Source organism: Ornithinimicrobium sp. INDO-MA30-4 (genome assembly GCF_021535045.1).
In the GTDB taxonomy this organism is placed as follows: Bacteria; Actinomycetota; Actinomycetes; order Actinomycetales; family Dermatophilaceae; genus Ornithinicoccus.
The window spans coordinates 1,745,674-1,767,452 of the sequence record NZ_CP091056.1 but is presented as its reverse complement, the minus strand read 5'-3'; the positions used below and the strand labels follow the sequence as shown (position 1 = coordinate 1,767,452).

Genomic DNA, 21,779 nt, shown 5'->3' with positions numbered 1-21,779 from the left:
GTAGGGCGATGGGACGAGCGTTAGTTGTCGACGGTTCCCTCTACTGCTGGGTTGAGGCCTCTATGAGAGGCACGATCTCCTCACTCAAGGGACGAGTCATTCCTTGAGAGAACGTGTCTGAGATATGCGATCCCTGCCGATACATCAGGACGTTTCGGAAGACTGGCTGGCAGGTGCCCCCGGGACAGACGTAGGCGTTCATGTCGACGAAAGTTGCTTTAGCCACGGCGTCGGCGGCTGGTTCTAACACCCGGTTTCCCAGAACGCGACTGTCAGAAAAGGCGCAGTCTTCATTGGGCGTGTCCAGGTTGTCAGCCACGCACTCATACACCGAGGGATAGCCGTAGTCCTCAAGGTTAGGGAACTGGGGAGTGTCCGAGAGGGCAACAATCACCGTGCCCTGGTCAGCCAATTCTTGCCAGTACGAAATCGTGCCGTCGATCACTGGCTGGGTATCGACGCTCCCATCCTCAGCGCGGGCGTTGATGGAAAGAGCGCTGGTAACCACGACATCCGGCGGGTCTGCCATCAAAATCTCGCGCACCTGATCGTTCCAGGCGCGGCACTCCACATAGTCGAGATCGTCTTTAATCAGCATCGCGTCAGCGTAAGAACAAGCCGACTTGGTGTAGGACACCAGCGACCAGTTGTTGTCGGCTGCGACCGTCTCCAGCGGCGTCCACCACTGCCCGGCCTTGGAGTCACCAAGAAGCACGACGTCTAGGTCGTCGCCGGTCGCAGTGTCGCTAGTGCAAGGGGTCGCATCAGTGCCTTCAAGAGACACGCTGCAGCCCATCGCATAGATCGCTGGCAGATCAGTGGTGACGACGGTGGGGTCAGGGGTGATGACGTCAAAGAGCGGAGAAGTGTCGACAGGCTCATCAACGGGTTGCTGAGTCGACTCAGCGTCATCGGCGGTCGACTCTGCGGGATCTATATTCGTCAAAGAGACTGGCTCATCGGGTGAGGACTCGGCCGTGCTTGAGGTGGCGGTGAGGAGGAGTAGTCCGGCGATGACGCCGATGGCGGTGAAGTTGGCGCCGAGGGAGAGGGAGAATTTTGGTGAGGCGGAAATGGTTTTGGAGTAGCGGATGGGTTTTTCGACGAGTTGGTAGCCGATCCAGGCAGGGAGGAAGGAGAACGCGACGATGGCGAGGCCTTGGTAGGGGCCTTGTTCGCCGAAGATCCATTCGCCGGTGCGTAGGAGTGGCCAGTGCCAGAGGTAGAGCGAGTAGGACAGGCCGCCGATCCAGACGAGGGGTTTGAGGCCTAGGAGGGTGACGGGGCCGGTGGGGCCGCTGGAGAATCCGCCGATGATGACCATGCTGGTGGTGATGACGGGGATCAGGGCGGCGCTGCCTGGCCAGGCTGTTTCGGTGGTGATGATGAGCATGGAGATCACGAGCCCAGCCAGGCCGGTCCAGGCGATGATAGTGGCGATGCGTGAGGGGAGAAGTTTCCAGGTGGGCGCGAGGACGGCGACGAGGGCGCCGAAACCCAACTCCCAGAGACGGGTCGTGGTGACGAAGTAGGCCTGTTCGGGGGATGTTTGGGTGTAGTAGATCGACCAGGCGAGCGAGGGCAGCACGACCAGCACTAAGAGTCCGCCAGCAAGGACGGCTCGTCTGGGGATGGGGGCGGAGCGTGATCCTGATCGTCGCTTTGCCAGTGTGGTCGCGAGGGTGGCGAGGCCGATGATCAGGAGTGGCCAGATGACATAAAACTGCTCTTCGACGGCGAGGGACCAGAAGTGTTGCAGGGGTGAGGGTTGGGCGTCTTCGGCGAGATAGTCGACCGAGCGTGAGGCGAAGACCCAGTTCACGACGTACAGGGATGATCCGACGATGTCGGTGCCGATGTTTGACCATTGGACTCGCGAGGCGAAGGCCCAGGTCGAGATTGCGGTGAAGATGAGGACCATTCCCGCGGCGGGTAGGAGGCGTTTGGCTCGGCGGGCGTAGAAACCGGGCAAGTTGACGGTGCCGGTGCGTTCGACTTCTTTGATGAGTTGGGTGGTGATGACGAAGCCAGAAACGACGAAGAACATGTCGACACCCGCGAAGCCGCCTGGCAAGAGGGTGGCGCTGGCGTGGTGGAGCAGCACGAACCCGACCGCAAGCGCCCGCAGCCCCTCAATGTCAAGCCGAAACCGGTGCTGCGGCTGCACGGGAGCTTGCTGGGCGGGGGCTGTCACGATTGGAATCTTTCCACACGTGTTCATCTCGGCGGGGTGTTCCAGATCACTCCCGAACTTGACGCGGGGGAAATCGTGGCGCATTCCTACTTCTATGCAGTCTCAACTCGTACTTATTGCTAAAGGGCGCGTCGTCCTCTGAATCTCCACTGATGCGTCATCCCCTCGCTTGCCTCATCGGCCGAGGGGTTCTTTAATGCCCACCTGTGACGACCAGCACCACCTTGAGACAAGGACATCATCGACATGAGCACGGTCACTTCAGCCGCAGCCAGCACTTCGACGCCTGAGTGCCGCCGTCGTTGAGCTCGACGCTCATGGACTTGGCATCCTTGAGGGTGCCCCAACCATCGATCTCGGTGATCTTGTTCTTCTTCATCAAGAAGTGAACACCCTTGACGATGCCAGCAGAAACCTGGCGGCTACGGGCATGTGTCGGGCCGTACGACATGGTCGCGTCGCCCTCAATGCCGAACTTCTTCTTGTCGTGGGTCAGCGTGTGCGCCAACTCGGCGTTCTTCAGAAGCGCCTTGAAGGGATACAGCCAACGTTGAGGCAGACACCACCCCAATACTTCTTTTCCACCACAGCAACGCTCTTCCCCAGTTGGGCTGCGCGGATTGCCGCGACATACCCACCGGGGCCAGCGCCAAGGACAACAACGTCATAGTGATCGGCTTCGGAGCCAGGGCCGGTGCCAGGACAGCAGGATCGGTTGGCGCGGAATTGCATACGCCAGCCGCGCGTTCTGGGTATGCCAGGCATTCGCTGGCATACGTCAACGAAGGAGAAAACGTGAGCAACATCCTTTTCGTGGTGACTGGAGCAGACCACTGGACGCTCAAGGACGGCTCGCAGCATCCCACAGGCTACTGGGCCGAAGAGTTAGTGGTGCCGTTCCGTACCTTCACCGGCAACGGTCATGAGGTCATCATCGCGACCCCAGGCGGGGTGCAGCCGGTAGTCGACGCAGGCAGCCTCGCCGCCGAGGTTAACGGAGGGCAGGAACGCGCCGACGAGCTTGAGGCCGAAATCGGACGGATCGCTCAACTCACTCAGCCACTACGGCTTGAAGACGTGGACCCCGACGCCTACGACGCGGTTTTCTACCCCGGTGGGCACGGGCCCATGGAGGACCTCAGTTCCAACGCGGCGTCCGCGCACGTGCTCACCAGCACGCTGGCCTCGCAGAAGCCGTTGGGCATTGTCTGTCACGCGCCCGCCGCGCTGCTGGCCACCGAGGACTCAGAGAACGGGTCCCCTTTCGCCGACTACCGCCTGACCGGCTTTACCAACACCGAAGAGTCGCAGGCTGGCCTGGCTGACAACGCCCCTGGCTGCTGCAGGACCGACTAGTGGCGCTTGGCGCCGATTTCCAGTCGGGTGAGGCCTGGGCCCGTACGTGGTGACCGACCGCAACCTGTACACCGGGCAAAACCCGGCGTCCTCGGGACCGCTGGCCCAAGAGATGCTGGCGGCCCTGCGCTAAGTGGATCGCTGAGCGGACGCAAAATGGTGGCGCAAACGACGATGTCGTCTGCGCCACCATTGATGTGGGTGAACAGTTGTCTACTTGACGGCTCCCATGGAAAGCCCTCGGACTAGCTGCTTCTGTGCCACCCAGCCAGCGATGACCACGGGCAGGCAGCCATGGTCGCAGCGGCGGACAGGGTGGAAAGGAACTGGCCACGACCATCAACAAAGCTGCCCAAGAACGGTGGTGCCGTCCGAGCATCAGCACTCGTCAAGATTGTCGCGAAGAAGTACTCGTTCCACGCAAAGATAAAGGAAATCAAGGCGGCAGCCGCGATACCCGGTAAGACCAGCGGAAGCACGATGCGCACGACGCCTTCGGAGTACCGCCAACTCGATCTGGCCGACCGGACCACGACACAACCATTGAGTATGAATGTCCGTGCGCCGGGCGTCGAAGAGTCTTCCTAGGGGGCCTCAGGCGGCAGTGAGCACCTTGAGCACAGGAAAGTACCGAATAGATGTGTTTTTAGTATCAATGGGCGTCCTGGGGCTGCATTGCGGTCGCGCCGACAGGCCAGCCTGGGCTGAGGTCGCGTGGTGTAGGTCACTCCCGAACTTGACGTGAGGGAAATCGTGGCGCATTCTTACCTCTATGCAGTCTCAACTCGTACTTATTGCTAAAGGGCGCGTCGTCCTCTGAATCTCCACTGACGCGTCCTCCCCTCGCTTGCCTCATCGGCCGAGGGGTTTTTAATGCCCACCTGTGACGACCAGCACCACCTTGAGACAAGGACATCATCGACATGAGCACGGTCACTTCAGCCGCAGCCAGCACTTCGACGCCATCGGCACCCCTCACGGGCGCCGAGACTCTCGTTGAAACGCTGAAGCGCGTAGGTGTCGAGCACATCTTTGGGCTGCCAGGGGCTGCATCCTTCCGCTCTACGATGCGCTCTACGAAACGCCTGGCCTGCGCCACATCCTGGTGCGCCACGAGCAGGGCGCCGGCCACGCCGCCCAGGGTATGCAGCTGCGACCGGCAAGGTCGGTGTCTGTATGGCTACCTCTGGTCCGGGCGCAACCAACCTGGTTACCCCGTTGGCCGACGCCAACATGGACTCCATTCCGATCGTGGCGATCACGGCCAACGTGCCCAGCGCTGCGATGGGTTCGGATGCTTTCCAGGAAGCCGACATTCGCTCCATCACGATGCCGGTGACGAAGCACTCCTTCTTGGTGACCGACCCCAACCAGATTGAGGCGACGATCGCCAGCGCCTTCCACTTGGCGGCAAGCGGTCGGCCAGGGCCGGTCCTGGTTGACGTCAGTAAGGACGCCTTGACCGCGTTGGTGACCGGTGATGCCCCGCTGCAGTTGGCCTTGCCGGGTTACCACCCGCGTACGACCGCCGCACCAGAAGCTGTCAGCGACGCGATCGACTTGATGCTGAAGGCGCAGCGCCCCGTGTTGTATGTCGGTGGCGGCACGGTCCGCTCTGGCGCACACCAAGAGGTGTTGAGGTTGCTGAGATCACCGGCATCCCAGTCGTCACCACCCTGATGGCTCGCGGCGCTTTCCCGGACAGCCACCCGCAGCACATGGGGATGCCCGGTATGCACGGCACGGTGACCGCGGTTGCGGCTCTGCAGCGCTCTGACCTCATCATCAGTCTCGGTGCTCGCTTTGATGACCGGGTGACTGGTGCTCGCGACTCGTTCGCGCCGCACGCTCAGGTCATCCACGCGGACATCGATCCGGCTGAGATCGGCAAAAACCGGGTCACCGCGGTTGGCCTAGTCGGCGATGCGCAAGAGACGATTCGCCAGTTGATCAACGAGTTCGCCGCGCGCAAGGCGGCTGGCGAGGCCTACGACTATTCGGACTTCGTCGAGCGTTGCAACATCATGCGTGAGCGTTACCCGCTGGGCTTCGATGAGCCCGAGGACGGCTCGCTGTCGCCGCAGTATGTGATCCAGCGGTTGGGCGAGATCGTCGGCTCGGAGGCTATCTATACCTCCGGCGTGGGCCAACACCAGATGTGGGCCAGCCAATTCATTAAGTACGAGCAGCCCAACAAGTGGATTAACTCTGGAGGCCTCGGCACGATGGGGTATGCGGTGCCAGCCGCGATGGGCGCCAAGGTCGCCTGCCCCGATCAGATTGTGTGGGCTGTCGATGGCGATGGCTGCTTCCAGATGACCAACCAAGAGTTGGCCACCTGTGCGGTCGAAGGCATCCCGATCAAAGTCGCGATTATCAACAACGCGGCACTGGGCATGGTGCGCCAGTGGCAGACGCTGTTCTACTCCGAGCGCTACAGCAGTTCGCAGTTGCCCTCGATGCAGGTGCCCGACTTTGTCACGTTGGCGCAGGCCTACGGGTGTGTCGGACTGCGCTGCGACAATCCAGAAGATGTTGACGCGACGATCGCTCGCGCAATGGAGATCAACGACCGCCCCGTGGTGGTGGACTTTCGCGTCCACCAAGATGCCATGGTGTGGCCGATGGTCCCGGCCGGCACCAGCAATGACGCGATCCAGTACGCCCGCGATTTAGCCCCGAACTTTGGAGATGACGAGTGAGCCCGCACAACAGCGCAGACCACGGGCAGTCTCCAAGCGGAGCTGCCAGCAACCAGAACAACCAACCCCGGAAGGCCTCAACGATGAGCCGTCACGCACTTTCAGTCCTGGTCGAGAACAACCCCGGCGTTCTGGCCCGAGTTTCGGTCCTCTTCGCCCGCCGCAGCTTCAACATCGACCACCTGGTGGTCGGTCCCACCGAAGACCCCAAGGTTTCCCGCATGACGATCGTGATCAACGTCGACTCTGAGCAGCTGCACAAGGTGACCAGCCAGCTCGACAAGTTGATCGAGGTCATCCACATCGAAGAGTTGGATGACGCCACCGCGATCCGCGAAAAGTTGTGGGTCATCAACGACAACGGGCCCCGGCCGGTTGGCGCGATGGCTAACTCCTGGGCTTAGGCTCAGCCGGGCTGCGCCCAAACCGCACTAAAAACGCTTCACCCCACTACCGCATACAGCGAACCACTCGAGGAGAACACCTGATTATGGCCACCATGTTTTATGACGCCGATGCCGATCTGAGTCTCATTCAGGACCGCGCTGTCGCCGTTATTGGCTACGGAAGTCAAGGCCACGCCCACGCACTGTCGCTGCGTGACTCCGGCGTTGACGTCCGCGTTGGCTTGGCCGAGGGCAGCAGCTCGCGCGCCAAGGCTGAGGCCGAGGGTCTGCGTGTTGTCACCGTCGCCGAGGCTGCCGCCGAAGCCGACCTGATCATGCTGCTGGTGCCCGACCACGTCGCGCGCCACGTCTACACCGAGTCCATTGAGCCCCACCTCGAAGAGGGCGACGCGCTCTTCTTCGGTCACGGCTTCAACATTCGCTTTGACTACATCAGGCCGCCAGCCAACGTTGACGTCTGCATGGTTGCGCCCAAGGGCCCCGGCCACTTGGTGCGCCGCGAGTATGTCGATGGCCGCGGTGTCCCCGTGCTCGTCGCCGTTGAGCAGGATGCTTCGGGACAGGCCATGAACCTGGCGCTCGCCTACGCATCCGCCATTGGTGGCCTGCGCGCTGGTGGCATCAAGACCACCTTCACCGAAGAAACCGAGACCGACCTGTTCGGTGAGCAGGCTGTGCTCTGTGGTGGCGTTTCCGAGCTCGTGATGAAGGGCTTCGAGACCCTTACCGAGGCCGGCTACCAGCCCGAGGTTGCCTACTTCGAGTGCTTGCACGAGCTCAAGCTGATCGTTGACCTGATGTACGAGGGTGGCATCGCCAAGCAGCGTTGGTCGGTCTCCGACACCGCTGAGTACGGCGACTACGTCTCTGGCCCCCGCGTCGTTGGCGACCAGGCCAAGGAGAACATGCAGGCTGTCCTCACCGACATCCAGAACGGCAAGTTCGCCCAGCGCTTCATCGATGACCAGGACGCTGGCGCCCCGGAGTTCAAGGGTCTGCGTGACAAGGGTGCTGCTCACCCGATCGAAGCCGTTGGCAAGGACCTGCGCGGCATGATGGCCTGGGTCCGCTCCGGCGACGACGACTACGTGGAGGGCTCCGCCGCACGATGAGCGATATCAAACCACGCTCGCGCGTTGTCACCGACGGTCTGGAAGCCACCGCCTCGCGCGGCATGCTTCGGGCTGTCGGGATGGGCGATGAGGACTTCGCTAAGCCCCAAATTGGGGTTGGCTCGTCCTGGAACGAGATCACCCCGTGCAACCTGCCACTGGATCGACTCGCGAAGTCGGTGAAGGAAGGCGTGCACGCTGCTCAGGGGTATCCGCTGGAGTTCGGCACGATCTCGGTGTCGGACGGCATCTCGATGGGCCACGAGGGTATGCACTTCTCGTTGGTTTCCCGCGAGGTCATTGCCGACTCCGTTGAGACCGTGATGTCCGCAGAGCGGATGGATGGCTCGGTGCTTCTGGCCGGTTGCGACAAGTCGCTGCCCGGCATGCTGATGGCTGCTGCTCGGTTGGATTTGGCTTCGGTGTTTGTCTACGCCGGGTCGATCTTGCCTGGTCAGGCCAAGTTGTCTGATGGCACCAGTCGCGAGGTCACCATCATCGATGCTTTTGAGGCTGTTGGTGCCTGCCGCAAGGGCTTGATCTCTGAGGCCGACGTCGACGCTATCGAGCGGGCTATCTGCCCAGGTGAAGGTGCCTGTGGCGGGATGTACACAGCCAACACGATGGCTGCGGCTGCTGAGGCTCTCGGGATGGCGCTGCCTGGATCGGCTGCTCCGCCCGCGACAGATCGTCGTCGCGATGGCATTGCTCGCAAGTCGGGCGTTGCTGTGGTCGAGATGCTGCGCCAAGGCATCACGGCTCGCGACATCCTGACCAAGCCGGCTTTGAAAACGCGATCGCCGTCGTGATGGCCTTGGGTGGTTCCACCAACGCGGTGCTGCACTTGCTGGCCATTGCTAACGAAGCTGAGGTCGAGCTGACCTTGGACGACTTCGCTCGCATCGGCGCGAAGGTGCCGCACCTGGCCGACGTGAAGCCATTCGGTCGTCACGTGATGACCGACGTTGACCGCATCGGTGGTATCCCGGTCGTCATGCAGGCTCTGCTCGACGCCGACCTGCTCAATGGCGATGTGCTGACGGTGACTGGCAAGACTCTCGCCGAAAACCTGACTGAGCTCAACCCGCCAAAGCTGGATGGCACGGTGTTGCGTGAAATCAGTAACCCGATCCACGCCAGCGGTGGCCTGACCATCCTGCACGGATCGTTGGCTCCTGAAGGTGCTGTGGTGAAGTCGGCCGGCTTTGACTCCGACATCTTTGAGGGCACGGCTCGTGTCTTTGAGGGCGAGCGCGCTGCCCTCGACGCCTTGGCTGACGGCACCATCGTCGCCAATGACGTTGTCGTGATCCGCCAAGAAGGCCCCCGCGGTGGCCCCGGAATGCGCGAGATGCTCGCCATCACCGGTGCGATCAAGGGCGCTGGCTTGGGCAAGGACGTTTTGCTGATCACCGACGGTCGCTTCTCTGGCGGCACGACCGGCCTTTGTGTCGGTCACATCGCGCCAGAGTCTGTTGATGGCGGGCCAATTGGCCTGGTCGAGGACGGCGACAATATCGTGCTCAACGTGGCTGATGGCACGCTGGACGTGTTGGTCGATGAGTCAGTGTTGGCTGATCGCCTGACCCGTTGGACGATGCCGCCACGGCCTGAGCGGGCTCGTCGCGGTGTGCTCTCAAGTATTGCCGCACCGTCGGCTCTGCAGCCCAAGGCGCGGTCACGCACTAGCGCGTTGCTGAAGTTCGGCTGATCTGCGAGCCTAGCTGTCGGCATACTCAAGCGTCCGTCTCACCACGGTGGTGAGGCGGACGCTTTGTCTGCGGATCAGCATCTATTGACGATGCTGGTTTGGCAGCGCACTATTCGAGGTATCTCATGCATGGCCAAGCGAAAGTGGGACAGGTGCGCGCTCAGACGCTCCGCAGGGGAACGCTCCTGGTTTGTCTGGCATTGCTTGCCGGGTGCTCCGAATCGGGGTCGAACCCGCCGTATTCCAGCGAAGATCAGCTCCTGTGGCCAGCCTTCCCTGCCGCTGACTCGATGATCGTTGCGCGCGACCAGATCGTGGCGGGCGAAGATTTGGCTTACGTCGTAAGTGTGTGTTTACCGACTGACGCCCGAGTGAAGATCACGAGCGTAGAGGTCGAGGACTCCACCAATGGCAGCCTGACCGACCATTTCGTGGTTAGTCTCGAATCGCCCAGTGACGAACTAGGTGCGGCCCTTTCTGGGGAAGAGATCCAACAGGCTCACGCCTTTGACCCACCCGAGCCACTACAGATTGAAGCTCAATGTGATCAAGAGTGGCCCAGTGATGGAGTTGTTGTTGCTGTGACGCCCGAAGATCTCGATCAGGAGGCCATACTCTCTGGGTTCCACATTGCCTGGGAGGAGGTCGGCGGTGAGGGGCGCTCGGGGGATAGCTATTTCCCGACCGCACTTGTTTCATGTCCGGTTGGCGCAGACGACACGTGTAGCGAGGACGTCCCACTGCCGAGGCCGATTGACTCCGGCTAGGCACGATTCGCAGAAACTCTCGCTGATCGCCCTTCCAAACACGCGAATCGCGACATATTGTGCGAACGGAAGCTCCTCGCCATGTGCCGATTCACTCGCCAGCGACCAGAAATTCTCGTCACACCGCAGATGAAAGGCGCATGGCCCAGACGTGAAAGAATCGGCCCATGTCTGCCTACCCGCTGCTCGACCGTGTCCTCGCCGACCCCACCGGGCTGGCTTGGGCAATCTTGGTGCGGGAAGGCCATGAGCACGCCGAGGTTATCGTCGGCGAGATCCGCGACATCGACGTGTTGACTGATATCCCTAGCGCACAGCCTGATTTGCCGGTCCTGACGCTCGTCCCGTTCCAGCAAATCCAGGAGCGGGGCTTTGACGCCCACGATGACGGCACCCCGCTGCGCGTTCTGGCTGCCACCCAGCTCGAGCGCATTCCTCGCGAAGAGGTGCACGCGCTCCTGCCAAAGATCGACGTCAACGTCACTAACGACCGCTTCAGCGTCTCGGATGAGGACTATGCGCAGATCGTCTCGCGGGTCATCGACGATGAGATCGGCAACGGTGAGGGCGCCAACTTTGTGATCCGCCGAGACATTCTTTGCGATGTCGACACCGAGCCGGCCTTGGCCGCTCTGACCTGGTTGCGCACCCTGCTGAGCGACGAGCGCGGGGCTTATTGGACCTTTGCGGTTAACACCACGGGGCACACCCTCGTTGGTGCCACCCCCGAGCGGCATGTCAGCGTGCAAGATGGCCGCGTGCGAATGAACCCGATCTCGGGCACCTTCCGGCACCCCCACGATGTCGCCGAGCTTGAGCCCAACTTCCGCGCCTTCATCAAGGACACCAAAGAGACTGAAGAGCTTTTTATGGTCGTTGACGAAGAGATGAAGATGATGGCTCAGATCTGCACCGATGGCGGCCGCATCACCGGGCCCTATCTCAAGCAGATGGCGCACCTGACGCACACCGAATATTTGCTCGACGGCCGCAGCGACGCCGACCCACGCGACGTCCTGCGGGCGACGATGTTCGCTCCGACAGTGACCGGCTCGCCGATGGAAAACGCCTGCACCGTCATCAAGCGTCACGAGCCAGCCGGCCGCGGCTATTACGCAGGCGTGCTGGCCCTGCTGGAGCGTGACGAGATGGGCGCCGAGCACCTAGACGCCCCCATCTTGATCCGCACGGCACACCTCACCGCCGATGGCCAGGTCCGAGTTAGCGCTGGTGCGACCTTGGTGCGGGACAGTGACCCGGTCTCCGAAGTGGCTGAGACGACAGCAAAAGCCAGCGGTATGTTGGCCGCCCTTGGTCTGCGCCCGCGCCGCGAACTGAAGTATGCCGTGCAGTTGCGCGACCTGGATCAGGTCACCGAGGCGCTGGAAGCCCGCAACGAGACATTGGCGCCGTTCTGGTTGTCACCGCAGGAGCCACGCCCTGACCCAGACCTGCTGGGCAAGCGCGTGCTGATTGTTGATAACGAAGACACCTGGACCCAGATGCTGGCCCACCAGGTCCGTCACTTTGGCCTGGATGCCGAAGTGCAGCGCTGGAGTGACGTGAGCCGCGAGGGCATGGATGACTTCGACCTCGTACTGTTTGGCCCCGGCCCGGGCGACCCTGGCGACGCCAGCGATGAGCGGATCACGCATACCCGAGCCTTGATGGAAGCGCGATTGAGCGAGGACCGGCCCCTGCTCGCGGTATGCCTGAGTCACCAAGTGTTGGCTGATATCGCGGGTATGACCCTGGTCAAGTTGCCCAAGCCCAATCAGGGAGTGCAGATCCCCGTCGACTTGTGGGGCGATCAGGCAAAGATTGGCTTCTACAACACGTTCGTCGCACGGCCCGGCGATGCGACGCTGCCTAGCGGGGCGCCGCTGGAGGTCGCCGTAGACCCGATCCATGATGCCGTTGTTGCGCTGCGGGGCCCCAAGACCGCCAGCTTGCAGGGGCACGCGGAGTCAGTGCTCTCGCGCGATGGGCTCACCACTTTGCATGGGTTAATCCGGCACTCAGCCTTGGGCTAGATCGCAACAGCGCTAGCGGGGGCAATTACCGCTCCGCCTTTACCGCGAAATTATCGCGGCAAGCGCTCAGTTTGGCAAGGGTTTTTAGTCGCGTGCTCATTAATGTGACCGCATCGTTTCGTGATCGTGACGTGATTGGTGCTCAAGTTGAAAACCCTGGTCACGCGTGTAGTCATAAAAGAAAGCCGCCACGGCCTGTGACGCCGAGACGGCGAATTGTGGCAGCCCTCAAGCTGACTGTAGGAGACGAATGGACTTCCTTGATTACCTAAGTCGGAGTGGGGATAACCTTTTTGAACTGTCTTTGGAGCACATCAACCTTGTGCTGATTTCCATGGGCTTGGCTATCCTCATTGGTGTCCCCTTGGGCATCACTGCGCACCGAAAAACTCGCTGGAACCCCATCATCCTGAGCGGTGCGGGCATCATGCTGACCATCCCGTCGCTGGCTTTGTTGGCTATCTTCGTGCCGATCTTTGGACTGGGTGCACCTCCAGCCATTGCTGGCCTGACCCTGTACGCCCTGTATCCCATCATCAGCAACACGGTGGCCGGTCTGCAATCAGTGAGTCCAGCCATCGTCAAGGCTTCTCGCGGTATGGGGATGGGGTCTTGGCGTCGGCTCGCCAAGGTCGAACTTCCGCTGGCCTGGCCAGTCATCATCACCGGCGTTCGGGTCTCCACCCAGGTCGTCGTCGGAATTGCCGCCATCGCCGCCATTGTTGGTGGCCCTGGCCTGGGCAACGAAATCTTCCGTGGGTTGCGCTCTCTTGGCTCCCCGGGCGCGGAGAACCTCGTCTACGGAGGCACTTTGGCCGTTGTCATCGTGGCCTACCTGTTTGACGCCGCCTTTATCTTGATCCGCCGCTTCACCACCCCGCGAGGTATTCGATGAGCACTAACTCCACTTCCGAAGTGATGATTGAGCTCGACGAGCTCACCAAGACATTCCCTGGCCAGAGCGTGCCGGCAGTCGACAAGCTGTCGTTGACCATCCAGAAGGGCGAAATCGTCGTCTTTGTTGGACCCTCAGGTTGCGGCAAGACCACCTCGATGGAGCTCATCAACCGGTTGATCGAGCCGACCTCGGGTCGGATCATCCTTGAAGGCGAAGACGTTACGGACGCCCAGGTCGATAGCCTGCGTCGCCGCATCGGGTATGTTATCCAAGAGACGGGCCTCTTTCCGCACCGCACCATCGCCCAAAACATTGCGACCGTGCCGGGCATGATCGGCTGGAAAAAGGGCCGGATGGATGAGCGGGTCGATGAGCTGCTCGGCCTGATTGGCATGGAACCAAGCCAGTATCGCGACCGATTCCCTAAGGAACTCTCTGGTGGCCAACGTCAGCGCGTGGGTGTGGCTCGCGCAATGGCAGCCGACCCGCCCGTGATGTTGATGGATGAGCCGTTCGGTGCCATCGACCCCATCACTCGTGAGCGCCTGCAAAACGAGTTTTGCGTTTGCAAGCTCAGATCCAAAAGACCGTTGTCTTCGTCACCCACGACATCGACGAGGCCATCAAGATGGGCGACAAGATTGTCGTGCTCAAGGAGCAGTCTCACATCGCGCAGTTCGCTAGCCCGGAAGAGATCTTGAGCAGCCCGGCTGATGACTATGTTTCGGACTTCATCGGTCAGGGCGCATCGCTGAAGCGTCTCAACCTGACGCGTATCCGCGACATCGAAATGGCCACCGACACACCAACCGGCACTGCGCACGAAGAGTTGTCGACCCTGCGCCAGCGACTCGCGGAGTCGCCCTGGTCAACGATGATGATCTTGGACGACCAGCGTCGCCCGCTGCGTTGGGTTGGCGCCCGGGACCTCAGTCGTGCGCATGCTGGCGAAGACATCGCCAAGTTGGGGCTGCCAGCGACGGCCACGGTTGAGCCACAGGCCACCTTGTCGGATGCGCTCAACGAGCTGATTACCTCCAACGGTGGCGTCGCCATCGTGGTGGATGGGTCGGGCGTGTTCCAGGGTGTTGTCGACATTGAGTCGATCTTGACGGCAGTCCGGACGATGCGCGAGGAGAACAGCAAGTTCTACTTGGCGCAGAAGGAGTTCACGGAGGCGATCGACTGATGGCCGTTGCTCCCGCTCCTGTCGTTGAGACAGAAGGCCAGCAGTCTCAAACACGCAAGAAGTTAGCGCTCTTTGGGACGCCGATTTTCATCATCACAGTCTTGCTCGCTACCTACCTTTGGATTAGCAGCCTGGAACTGGACAGCATTGAGATGCGCGTTCTCAACAAGGAGGTGTTGACCGAGAGCCTGATGGAACACCTCTACCTGACGGGCATCTCAACAGCCTTGGTGATTTTGATCGCGATCCCGCTGGGCATTCTGGTGACACGGCCATCCCTTAAGCGAGCGACGCCGTTCGTCTTGGGGCTGGCAAACGCCGGTCAGGCAATCCCGTCCTTTGGATTGTTGACGATTGTGGTCATCTGGTTTGGCATCGGCGTGCAAGGCGTTATTTTTGGCCTGGTCGCATACTCAACACTGCCAATTTTGCGCAACACCATGGTCGGCATCCAGCAGGTCGACAAGAGCCTGATTAAGGCTGCTCGTGGCATGGGTATGTCGAGTCGCCAAGTGTTGGCTCGCGTCGAGATGCCGCTCGCGGTGCCGGTCATGCTGGCTGGTATCCGCACCGCCCTCATTATCAACGTTGGCACCGCCACGTTGGCCACCTTTTTGGTGCTGGTGGACTCGGCTTTGTGATCTTTAACGGGATCCAGCTGAACCGTGACCCAGTGCTGGTGACGGGAGTCGTGATGGTTTCGGCCCTCGCTCTGACCGTCGACTATCTTGCCGGCGTTATTGGACGTCTGGCATCTCCCCGCGGGTTGTGATCACTATCAACTCGCACCACGAAAGGAACCATATGACCAGCAAGAAGATCACCGCACTGAGCATGGCGGCAGGACTCACCTTGACCGTGGCCGCTTGTGGTGGAGACGACGCGTCTTCGGGCGGCGGCGAAGGCTCGCTTGAGGGCGTCTCGATCACCGTTGGCTCCAAGGACTTCGACGAGCAGCTCATCTTGGGCAACATCAGCAAGATCGCTCTGGAAGAAAACGGCGCCGACGTCACCGACCAGATCAACACTGGTGGCACCGACATCACCCGCGCAGCACTGACCAGTGGTGAGATCAACACCTACTGGGAGTACAACGGCACCGCGTGGATTAGCTTCTTCGGCGAGACGGACCCGATCCCGGACCGCATCGAGCAGTACGAAGCAGTCCGGGACCGCGACCTCGAAGACGAGGAACTGGTGTGGATGCAGCCGGCCGAGTTCAACAACACCTACGGCATTGCCTTCCCGACCGAAGCGGCCGACGAGCTGGGCAACCCCACCAAAATCTCAGACCTGGGCGCTTTGATCTCAGACGACCCGGACATGGCCACCTTGTGCGTTGAGAGCGAATTCTCGACTCGCGATGACGGTCTGCCCGGCATGGAAGAGGCCTACGGCTTCGAGTTCCCCGGTGACAACGTCACCGTGCTCGACACCGCTCTGGTCTACACCCAGGCTGACCAGCGCGACCCTGCAACTTTGGTGAGGTCTTCACCAGCGATGGCCGCATTGCAGGCCTGGACCTGACCGTGTTGGAAGACGACGAAGCGTTCTTCCCGCTCTACAACCCGAGCCCGGTCTTCACCCAGGATGTCTACGACGCCAACAGCGCTGAGTTGGACGCCATCTTTGACCCGATCTCGGCAGCGCTGACTCAGGATGCCATCAACGACATGAACGCTCGCGTTTCCGTTGACCTGGAACAGCCTGAAGATGTTGCTCGTGACTTCTTGAGTCGAACGACCTGCTCGGCTGATTAGTTCTAGCTCAAACGAATGCCCCGCCAAGGTCTCTTGGCGGGGCATCGTGTTGTGGTTTTGTCGGTGAGTTCTAGCCCAAGAAGTCCAGCAAAGCCTTGTTGAACTCGTCCGGATGGGTGGCATTGACACCGTGCGGGCCGCCCTCGATCAACACCGTCTGAGCGCCATCGATCGTCGCGGCAGTGCGCTGTCCTGACCCTTCAAACGGCACGATCCCGTCGGCATCACCGTGCAACACCAGGGTCGGTACGGTGACGTCTTTGAGGTCCTCGCGGAAATCGGTGGTGCCAAACGCGTCAATGCACGCCAACGCGGCATCTTGATCCGATTGCAGGCACATCGCGATGCTGTCGTTAACGACAGCGCCGCTGGCCACCATCTCGTCTCCCGCGGTGTAAAAGTTCTGCACAAAACCAGGGAAGAACTCATCCCGGCCAGCGCTGAGCGATTCCTTCATGCCCTTGCCTGCTTCGGGGAGAAGGGCCCGTCCGGGTTGTCATCACGAGTGAGCATGAATGGCGGCACTGCTGAGGCAAAGACCACGCTGCGCAGGCGGTTTTCCCCGTGGCGTTGGATATAGCGGGCTACTTCACCGCCGCCCATTGAGAAGCCAACGAGCGAGACATCTCGCAGATCGAGCGCAACCAGCAGGCCAGCCAGATCGTCGGCCAGGGTGTCGTAGTCGTATCCCTCGGCCGGCTTGTCGGATTCACCAAAGCCACGGCGGTCATAACGAACCACGCGATAGCCAGCGTCCGTGAGTGCATCGGCTTGGGCATCCCAAGCGTGGTGTGTCAGGGGCCAACCGTGGATCAAGACGACGGGGCGACCCGCACCGCCAGAATCACTGACCTCAAGGTTGAGTGGCATCCCAAAACTGGAAATTTCAACTGTGCTCATGTCTTCCAGTCAATCAAACGGACCCCAAATCCGCAGCCCCAATCGAGCAAAGATCTCACTAAATCATTTGCCATCGGCATAGCAGTCAACGACAGCAACGCTCAGCGGGAATTCCACGGCAAAGTCGCCAAACATCAGCTGGCCGGCGGCCGTTGCTGCATCGCGCACAAGACCTGCTACCTCGTCAGCCAGTTCTACAGGGGTATGCACCACAATTTCGTCGTGCACAAAGAACACCAGGTGCGGGTGGTTGTTGAAAGGCGCAGGTGCCGCTCCAGGAGCCGCGAGTTCAGGACTCGAGTAACCGGTCACAACCAATGCGTTCAGTTGTCCGCGCAAGATCGCCATCCACGACATGGCCCATTCCGCCGCGCTGCCCTGCACCACGAAATTGCGAGTGAAGCGACCCCAACTGCGCCCGGCCGTCCGGGCGGCCGACTCTTCCGTGGGCCACACTGCGGGTTGCGGCGAAGTTCGACCCCACCAGGTCATCACCGACTCCCGGCGCTCGCCTGCGGCCGCGGCAGCAGCGACATACTCAAGAGCGGTGGGGAAGGCGCGGCGCAGGTGTGGCATCAGGTCAGCGCTGGCTCCGGTGGTGGCGCCGTACATGGCTCCCAGCAGGGCTGGTTGGCTTCTTCACGGGTGCTGAGCGCGCTGGTGGCCACGATGCCGCTGTAGAGGTCGCCACCCCGCCCCGCAGCCGCCATAGCTTCATCGCGGGCCATGCCAGCCAACACCCGAGGCTCGACCTGCGCTGCGTCCGCGACGACGAAGGTCCAGCCAGGGTCGGAAAGGACAGCACGACGGATTTGGCGGGGGATCTGCAGGGCTCCGCCGCCGGAGGTCGCCCAGCGTCCGGTGACAACGCCACCGACGACGTAATCCGGGCGGAAACGGCCACCGCGCACCCAGGTATCGCACCAGGCCCAACCATTGGCGGTCAGCAGGCGAGACAACTTCTTGTAGCGCAAGAGCGGTTCAATCGCTGGATGCTCGATGCGCTGCAACTCCCAGGACCGAGTGCTTTCGACGTCAATCCCAGCCTCGCGTAAAGCTCGCAACAACGAGACCGCGGAGTCAGGGTTGAGAGAGGACTGCCGAGGGCTTGCGCGACCTCGATCCGCACGTCCTCAAGGACGGCCGGTCGGTCGCCGAGTCGCGGGCGAGGGCCAAGCGCTTCGGTGAGGAGGGCGTCGTGCTCCTGAGCGCTCCACGGCAGCCCGGCGTGCGACATCTCGGCGGCAATCAAGGCACCAGCAGACTCAGCCGCCACCAGCATCGAAAGCCGCCCGGCCGCGGGGCTACCCAAGATCGCATCCTGTTGAGCCGCGAACTCACCCAACACGTCGACGTCAGCGAAGGCGAGGCCGCCAAAGGCGTCATCGGGAGCCGCAAAGAGGGCTTCGGGAGCGTCAAAGAGGGCTTTGGGAGGGCTAGCGGGAGTGGCCCGGTCCCAGAAGTCCTCACCGCGGCCAGCGAGGTGGCTATCGGCGGTCAGCGACGACCCGCGGATGATGCGCCGAGTCAAGCGCAAGTCGCGGCAGCGCTCAATCCGCAGGCCAGCGGCGAGGAGCGTGGGATACCAGCGGGTGGTGTCGGCCCAAACCCACCGCAAGTCCGCTGGCGAATTCACAGTATGCCGAGCGTTTAGGGTGCGGACGAGGTCCGGCAAGCCATCGCGGTTAATGACGTCAGGAGGGCCGAGCGGCTGCAGATCCTGGCCCACGAGTTGCACGCTGGCACCATCTTGAGTGGCGCTAAGCACGGCATACATGGGCGGTCTTTCGCTGGGGTGACCGGTGAAACGCACGGCGGGCAAACGAAAGCCGCAAGTGCATCAGGGGGCAGACTCGCGGCTTTCGTGAGTGGCCAGGGCGGGGTCGAACCGCCGACCTTTCGATTTTCAGTCGAACGCTCGTACCAACTGAGCTACCTGGCCAGATAGCGACAACCGCTATATTGCCTCCCGAAGAAGAACAATACAGCGGTGCATCACTGCGACCCCGACGGGACTCGAACCCGCGACCTCCGCCGTGACAGGGCGGCGCGCTAACCAACTGCGCTACGGGGCCTTGGTAGGCCTTGCGTGTGGCGTCATACCGAAGTGTTTCGCCTTGAGAAGTATGCCTTATTTCTTCTCGTATCCCCAACGGGATTCGAACCCGTGCTGCCGCCGTGAAAGGGCGGAGTCCTAGGCCGCTAGACGATGGGGACCTAGTCTCGAGAAAACCGACTTGCCGAGGCATTTCAGTCTCCCTGAGGACAGACAGGAACGATACGGCAGATTCAGCCGATCTACAAAACGGAATCTTTACGGGTTGGCCCAGGCCCGCAAATCGGGCAGGTCCCAGGTATTAATTACCCGGTCAGGGGGCAAGCCGAGACGTACTGCCCGCTCGCAGCCATACGCCTGGAAGTCGAGTTGGCCAGGGGCGTGGGCGTCCGTATCGATGGCGAACAAACACCCGGCTTCGATCGCCAAAGCTAGAAGGTCATCGGGTGGGTCGCAACGCTCGGGGCGTGAATTGATCTCGACGGCTGTGTTCGCTTCCGCGCAGGCTGCAAAGACCGCCTCCGCATCAAAGGTGCTCTGGGCTCGGGTCCCTCGAGAGCCCTCAACCAATCGCCCGGTGCAGTGCCCCAAGACGTTGGTATGCGGCAGGCGCACGGCCGCGACCAGCCGTCGGGTCATCGGGGCCGACTCCATCTTGAGTTTGAGTGGACCGAGGCAACGCGGATATCGAGTTGGTCCAGCATGGTGGCGCTTTGGTCGAGTGCGCCGTCGTCCAAGATGTCGACTTCTATGGCCTTTAGCAGGGTGAAGGCATCGCCCAGTGCTCCGTTGATGGAGTCGATGATGCCAATCTGGCGTTGCAGGCGCTCGGCAGATAGCCCATTGGCCACCTTGAGCCGGGGCGAGTGATCGGTCAGCGCAAGATAGTCGTGTCCGATCTCCATCGCCGTTGCGACCATCTCTTGGATCGGGGAGCCGCCGTCAGACCAATCCGAGTGGCTGTGTAGGTCCCCACGCAACAATTTGCGCATCGACTCCCCGCCGGTCGCCAGTGGGCCCGCAACAGTATCTTCTAGCTCGGCCAACTTGTCGGGAATGCTGCCTGCCACGGCTTGCTCGATCACGGTGGCGGTTGAGTCACCTATGCCCGGCAATTGCTTGAGCGTGCCCTTGGCGACCCGCTCGGGGACCTGATCCTCTGGCAGGCCCAGCAGGGTTGTGGCAGCCTCGCGATAAGCCTTCACGCGGTAGGTCGAAGCGTGAGAACGTTCTAGCAAGAAGGCGATCCGCCGCAGTGCGTCGACAGGTTCGATGCTCATGCTGATCATTTTACCGGCTAGCATTCCTGGCATGACTGAGCACGAGATCCAGCGCAGCCACATCACGCAAATCGCCCCAGAGACGATGTATGAGCTGTTGCGCTTGCGAGTGGACGTCTTCGTCGTCGAGCAGGAGTGCCCCTACCCCGAGCTGGACGGTCGCGACCTTGACGCAGATGCGCAGCAGTGGTGGATTGAGGCTGAGGGCGATATCGCCTCAACCGTGCGCACCCTGAGAGATAACGTTGGCACCCCGGAGCAGGGCTGGCGCATCGGTCGAGTTGCCACCCATGCCAACCACCGCGGCCAAGGGTATGCGGCTGTGCTCATGCGGGCAGCCATCGAGCATTGCTCGGATGCCCCGATCAACATCGAAGCTCAGGCTCACCTGGAGCAGTGGTATGCGAAGTTTGGCTTTGCTCGCTGCGGCGACGATTTCCTTGAAGACGGCATCCCGCACCTGCCGATGCGGCTGGAGCACGCTAACTAGTGCGGAGCAACAAAAACCAGTAGCGAGGTCGTTAGCAGGATCCCAAAAGCGATGGCCAACTCAGCGCCCATCGCGACCGCGAGGCTATGCATACCCGGGCCGCCTTTAGCCAGCTTGTCGTGGTTAATCTTGGCGTCTTTTGAAGCTCGGGCAGCCGCCGCCGCGCAACGCTACCCCGTTTGCATACTTGCGGCCGTGGTTGCCCATCAAGAGCATGGCGCCAAAGATTGCCACCTTGATGAAGAACACCAGGCCGTAGTCAGAGGTCACTAACTCTTGAAACCGATGACTCGCGCTTCTGGGATGACGACTGGTTGCTCGCCCACGCTGACTTGCACTGAGGTTGCTTCAGGGCGAGCGAAGCCAAATTGGCTGTCGGCACGGGAGATGTCGGCCGGAGCCAAGGTCAAGGTCGTGGTTGGTTCGGTCAGCATGACTTGCTCGGAGACGTCCCAGGTGCCATCGGATAGTGGCGCAGCAATCAGCAGCAATCAGCCGCAAGCCAGCTTCAGTGACTCCTGGGCCCTCGCTCGGCAATTCAACTCCCGCAGCTGTGGGCTCGGGCGTCGCGGTCGCGAGTGCCTGATCAACGGGCACGTCCGTTGCTGCCGCAGTATCGCTGGCGTCAGCGGCGTTCACTGGAAGCGGCTCCGGCGTGCCGTCGTAGATAGCGACCGCGGTCACGAGAAAAGCAGTGACCACACACGCGCCTGGCGACCCCATCGTGACCACGTTCGACAACGACCTATCTGCAGTTCAGGCTGACAAGGCGTCGTTGACGGTGGCCCATACGGCAGCCGTTCCGCCAGCCGACGTGCTAGTTAACGGAGACGTGCTTTTGCCAACATTGCGAATGGGGAATCGCTGAATCTGGTCGTCCCGGTCGACACCTATGAGGTCCAAATTGTCCCTACGGGTGAAAGT

21 protein-coding genes, 3 tRNA genes and 5 pseudogenes are annotated in these 21,779 nt (G+C 61.4%); 15 read left to right on the top strand and 14 right to left on the bottom strand.

Features of this window, described 5'->3' with window-relative positions:
• Positions 1 to 40: 40 nt before the first annotated feature.
• Positions 41 to 2,194: an acyltransferase family protein gene (locus tag L0A91_RS10395; RefSeq protein WP_235244399.1), complete on the bottom strand. Its 2,154-nt coding sequence runs from the start codon at positions 2,192 to 2,194 to the stop codon at positions 41 to 43.
• A gap of 286 nt (positions 2,195 to 2,480) precedes the next feature.
• Positions 2,481 to 2,926: pseudogene (locus tag L0A91_RS10390) on the bottom strand (FAD-dependent oxidoreductase); the annotation flags it as partial.
• 63 nt (positions 2,927 to 2,989) lie between these two features.
• Between L0A91_RS10390 and L0A91_RS10385 the strand changes: the two are divergent.
• Entirely contained in the window at positions 2,990 to 3,550 is a 561-nt protein-coding gene (locus L0A91_RS10385; RefSeq protein WP_235244396.1) for a type 1 glutamine amidotransferase domain-containing protein, read from the top strand.
• A 213-nt stretch (positions 3,551 to 3,763) separates the two neighbouring features.
• Here L0A91_RS10385 and L0A91_RS10380 read toward each other — a convergent pair.
• Positions 3,764 to 4,035: pseudogene (locus L0A91_RS10380) on the bottom strand (carbohydrate ABC transporter permease); the annotation flags it as partial.
• 438 nt (positions 4,036 to 4,473) lie between these two features.
• Between L0A91_RS10380 and L0A91_RS10375 the strand changes: the two are divergent.
• The 13 genes and pseudogenes from L0A91_RS10375 to L0A91_RS10320 all read left to right on the top strand — a co-directional run bounded on the left by L0A91_RS10375 (position 4,474) and on the right by L0A91_RS10320 (position 16,129).
• Positions 4,474 to 6,252: pseudogene (locus L0A91_RS10375) on the top strand (acetolactate synthase large subunit).
• An 83-nt stretch (positions 6,253 to 6,335) separates the two neighbouring features.
• Positions 6,336 to 6,656 (top strand): acetolactate synthase small subunit, encoded by a 321-nt coding sequence (gene ilvN / locus L0A91_RS10370; protein WP_220121905.1) that lies wholly within the window; start codon positions 6,336 to 6,338, stop codon positions 6,654 to 6,656.
• A gap of 86 nt (positions 6,657 to 6,742) precedes the next feature.
• A complete protein-coding gene (gene ilvC / locus L0A91_RS10365) occupies positions 6,743 to 7,771 on the top strand; it encodes a ketol-acid reductoisomerase (RefSeq protein WP_235244394.1) in 1,029 nt (342 codons plus the stop codon).
• A pseudogene (gene ilvD, locus L0A91_RS10360) lies at positions 7,768 to 9,460 on the top strand (dihydroxy-acid dehydratase). Before ilvC ends, ilvD begins: the two are co-directional and overlap by 4 nt.
• A 312-nt stretch (positions 9,461 to 9,772) precedes the next feature.
• Complete coding sequence (locus L0A91_RS10355; protein ID WP_235244393.1) at positions 9,773 to 10,249, top strand: hypothetical protein; 477 nt, start codon at positions 9,773 to 9,775, stop codon at positions 10,247 to 10,249.
• Between the two features lie 167 nt (positions 10,250 to 10,416).
• A complete protein-coding gene (locus L0A91_RS10350) occupies positions 10,417 to 12,282 on the top strand; it encodes a chorismate-binding protein (RefSeq protein ID WP_235244392.1) in 1,866 nt (621 codons plus the stop codon).
• 304 nt (positions 12,283 to 12,586) lie between these two features.
• A complete protein-coding gene (locus L0A91_RS10345; protein WP_235244391.1) occupies positions 12,587 to 13,177 on the top strand; it encodes an ABC transporter permease in 591 nt (196 codons plus the stop codon).
• Positions 13,174 to 13,881: an ATP-binding cassette domain-containing protein gene (locus tag L0A91_RS10340; RefSeq protein WP_235244390.1), complete on the top strand. Its 708-nt coding sequence runs from the start codon at positions 13,174 to 13,176 to the stop codon at positions 13,879 to 13,881. The genes L0A91_RS10345 and L0A91_RS10340 overlap by 4 nt, the downstream gene beginning before the upstream one ends.
• Positions 13,809 to 14,369, top strand: a complete 561-nt coding sequence (locus L0A91_RS10335) for a CBS domain-containing protein (protein WP_235244389.1) — start codon at positions 13,809 to 13,811, stop codon at positions 14,367 to 14,369. The genes L0A91_RS10340 and L0A91_RS10335 overlap by 73 nt, the downstream gene beginning before the upstream one ends.
• Complete coding sequence (locus L0A91_RS10330; protein WP_235244387.1) at positions 14,369 to 15,010, top strand: ABC transporter permease; 642 nt, start codon at positions 14,369 to 14,371, stop codon at positions 15,008 to 15,010. Before L0A91_RS10335 ends, L0A91_RS10330 begins: the two co-directional genes overlap by 1 nt.
• Positions 15,007 to 15,141: a hypothetical protein gene (locus L0A91_RS17510; RefSeq protein WP_260115187.1), complete on the top strand. Its 135-nt coding sequence runs from the start codon at positions 15,007 to 15,009 to the stop codon at positions 15,139 to 15,141. The genes L0A91_RS10330 and L0A91_RS17510 overlap by 4 nt, the downstream gene beginning before the upstream one ends.
• Before the next feature lie 32 nt (positions 15,142 to 15,173).
• A complete protein-coding gene (locus L0A91_RS10325; protein ID WP_235244385.1) occupies positions 15,174 to 15,896 on the top strand; it encodes a glycine betaine ABC transporter substrate-binding protein in 723 nt (240 codons plus the stop codon).
• Positions 15,897 to 15,898: 2 nt separating this feature from the next.
• Complete coding sequence (locus L0A91_RS10320; protein ID WP_235244383.1) at positions 15,899 to 16,129, top strand: glycine betaine ABC transporter substrate-binding protein; 231 nt, start codon at positions 15,899 to 15,901, stop codon at positions 16,127 to 16,129.
• 70 nt (positions 16,130 to 16,199) lie between these two features.
• Here L0A91_RS10320 and L0A91_RS19010 read toward each other — a convergent pair whose 3' ends face one another.
• The 9 genes and pseudogenes from L0A91_RS19010 to L0A91_RS10290 form a co-directional block, all read right to left on the bottom strand.
• Entirely contained in the window at positions 16,200 to 16,586 is a 387-nt protein-coding gene (locus L0A91_RS19010) for a hypothetical protein (protein WP_311197777.1), read from the bottom strand.
• The gene (locus tag L0A91_RS19005) at positions 16,583 to 17,029 is read right to left on the bottom strand and encodes an alpha/beta hydrolase (protein ID WP_311197776.1); all 447 of its coding nucleotides are present in this window, start codon (positions 17,027 to 17,029) and stop codon (positions 16,583 to 16,585) included. Before L0A91_RS19005 ends, L0A91_RS19010 begins: the two co-directional genes overlap by 4 nt.
• Positions 17,030 to 17,092: 63 nt before the next feature.
• Positions 17,093 to 17,641, bottom strand: coding sequence for a DNA polymerase (locus tag L0A91_RS19000; RefSeq protein WP_311197775.1), 549 nt, complete (start codon positions 17,639 to 17,641; stop codon positions 17,093 to 17,095).
• On the bottom strand, positions 17,605 to 18,003 hold the full coding sequence (locus L0A91_RS18995; protein ID WP_311197774.1) for a hypothetical protein: 399 nt from the start codon (positions 18,001 to 18,003) through the stop codon (positions 17,605 to 17,607). Before L0A91_RS18995 ends, L0A91_RS19000 begins: the two co-directional genes overlap by 37 nt.
• Positions 17,973 to 18,806 carry a hypothetical protein gene (locus L0A91_RS18990; protein ID WP_311197773.1) on the bottom strand — a complete coding sequence of 278 codons (834 nt, stop codon included), beginning with the start codon at positions 18,804 to 18,806 and terminating at the stop codon, positions 17,973 to 17,975. The genes L0A91_RS18995 and L0A91_RS18990 overlap by 31 nt, the downstream gene beginning before the upstream one ends.
• A 91-nt stretch (positions 18,807 to 18,897) precedes the next feature.
• Positions 18,898 to 18,972 (bottom strand) — tRNA-Phe (locus L0A91_RS10305).
• A gap of 58 nt (positions 18,973 to 19,030) precedes the next feature.
• Positions 19,031 to 19,104 (bottom strand) — tRNA-Asp (locus L0A91_RS10300).
• A gap of 69 nt (positions 19,105 to 19,173) precedes the next feature.
• A tRNA-Glu gene (locus L0A91_RS10295) sits at positions 19,174 to 19,246 on the bottom strand.
• Positions 19,247 to 19,343: 97 nt separating this feature from the next.
• A pseudogene (locus L0A91_RS10290) lies at positions 19,344 to 20,365 on the bottom strand (PHP domain-containing protein).
• 31 nt (positions 20,366 to 20,396) lie between these two features.
• On the opposite strand from L0A91_RS10290, the gene L0A91_RS10285 reads away from it, so the two are divergent.
• A complete protein-coding gene (locus L0A91_RS10285) occupies positions 20,397 to 20,855 on the top strand; it encodes a GNAT family N-acetyltransferase (RefSeq protein ID WP_235244381.1) in 459 nt (152 codons plus the stop codon).
• Positions 20,856 to 20,978: 123 nt separating this feature from the next.
• Here L0A91_RS10285 and L0A91_RS10280 read toward each other — a convergent pair whose 3' ends face one another.
• A complete protein-coding gene (locus L0A91_RS10280) occupies positions 20,979 to 21,125 on the bottom strand; it encodes a hypothetical protein (RefSeq protein ID WP_235244379.1) in 147 nt (48 codons plus the stop codon).
• Positions 21,125 to 21,289 (bottom strand): hypothetical protein, encoded by a 165-nt coding sequence (locus L0A91_RS10275; protein WP_235244378.1) that lies wholly within the window; start codon positions 21,287 to 21,289, stop codon positions 21,125 to 21,127. Before L0A91_RS10275 ends, L0A91_RS10280 begins: the two co-directional genes overlap by 1 nt.
• Positions 21,290 to 21,779 lie beyond the last annotated feature (490 nt).

Coding starts and splice junctions, on each gene's coding strand:
- ilvN (WP_220121905.1), top strand. CDS start 6,336: ATGAGCCGTCACGCACTTTCAGTCCTGGTCGAGAACAACCCCGGCGTT.
- ilvC (WP_235244394.1), top strand. CDS start 6,743: ATGGCCACCATGTTTTATGACGCCGATGCCGATCTGAGTCTCATTCAG.
- L0A91_RS10355 (WP_235244393.1), top strand. CDS start 9,773: ATGATCGTTGCGCGCGACCAGATCGTGGCGGGCGAAGATTTGGCTTAC.
- L0A91_RS10350 (WP_235244392.1), top strand. CDS start 10,417: ATGTCTGCCTACCCGCTGCTCGACCGTGTCCTCGCCGACCCCACCGGG.
- L0A91_RS10340 (WP_235244390.1), top strand. CDS start 13,174: ATGAGCACTAACTCCACTTCCGAAGTGATGATTGAGCTCGACGAGCTC.
- L0A91_RS10335 (WP_235244389.1), top strand. CDS start 13,809: ATGGGCGACAAGATTGTCGTGCTCAAGGAGCAGTCTCACATCGCGCAG.
- L0A91_RS10330 (WP_235244387.1), top strand. CDS start 14,369: ATGGCCGTTGCTCCCGCTCCTGTCGTTGAGACAGAAGGCCAGCAGTCT.
- L0A91_RS10325 (WP_235244385.1), top strand. CDS start 15,174: ATGACCAGCAAGAAGATCACCGCACTGAGCATGGCGGCAGGACTCACC.
- L0A91_RS19010 (WP_311197777.1), bottom strand. CDS start 16,586: ATGAAGGAATCGCTCAGCGCTGGCCGGGATGAGTTCTTCCCTGGTTTT.
- L0A91_RS19005 (WP_311197776.1), bottom strand. CDS start 17,029: ATGAGCACAGTTGAAATTTCCAGTTTTGGGATGCCACTCAACCTTGAG.
- L0A91_RS19000 (WP_311197775.1), bottom strand. CDS start 17,641: ATGTACGGCGCCACCACCGGAGCCAGCGCTGACCTGATGCCACACCTG.
- L0A91_RS18990 (WP_311197773.1), bottom strand. CDS start 18,806: ATGTATGCCGTGCTTAGCGCCACTCAAGATGGTGCCAGCGTGCAACTC.
- L0A91_RS10285 (WP_235244381.1), top strand. CDS start 20,397: ATGACTGAGCACGAGATCCAGCGCAGCCACATCACGCAAATCGCCCCA.
- L0A91_RS10275 (WP_235244378.1), bottom strand. CDS start 21,289: ATGCTGACCGAACCAACCACGACCTTGACCTTGGCTCCGGCCGACATC.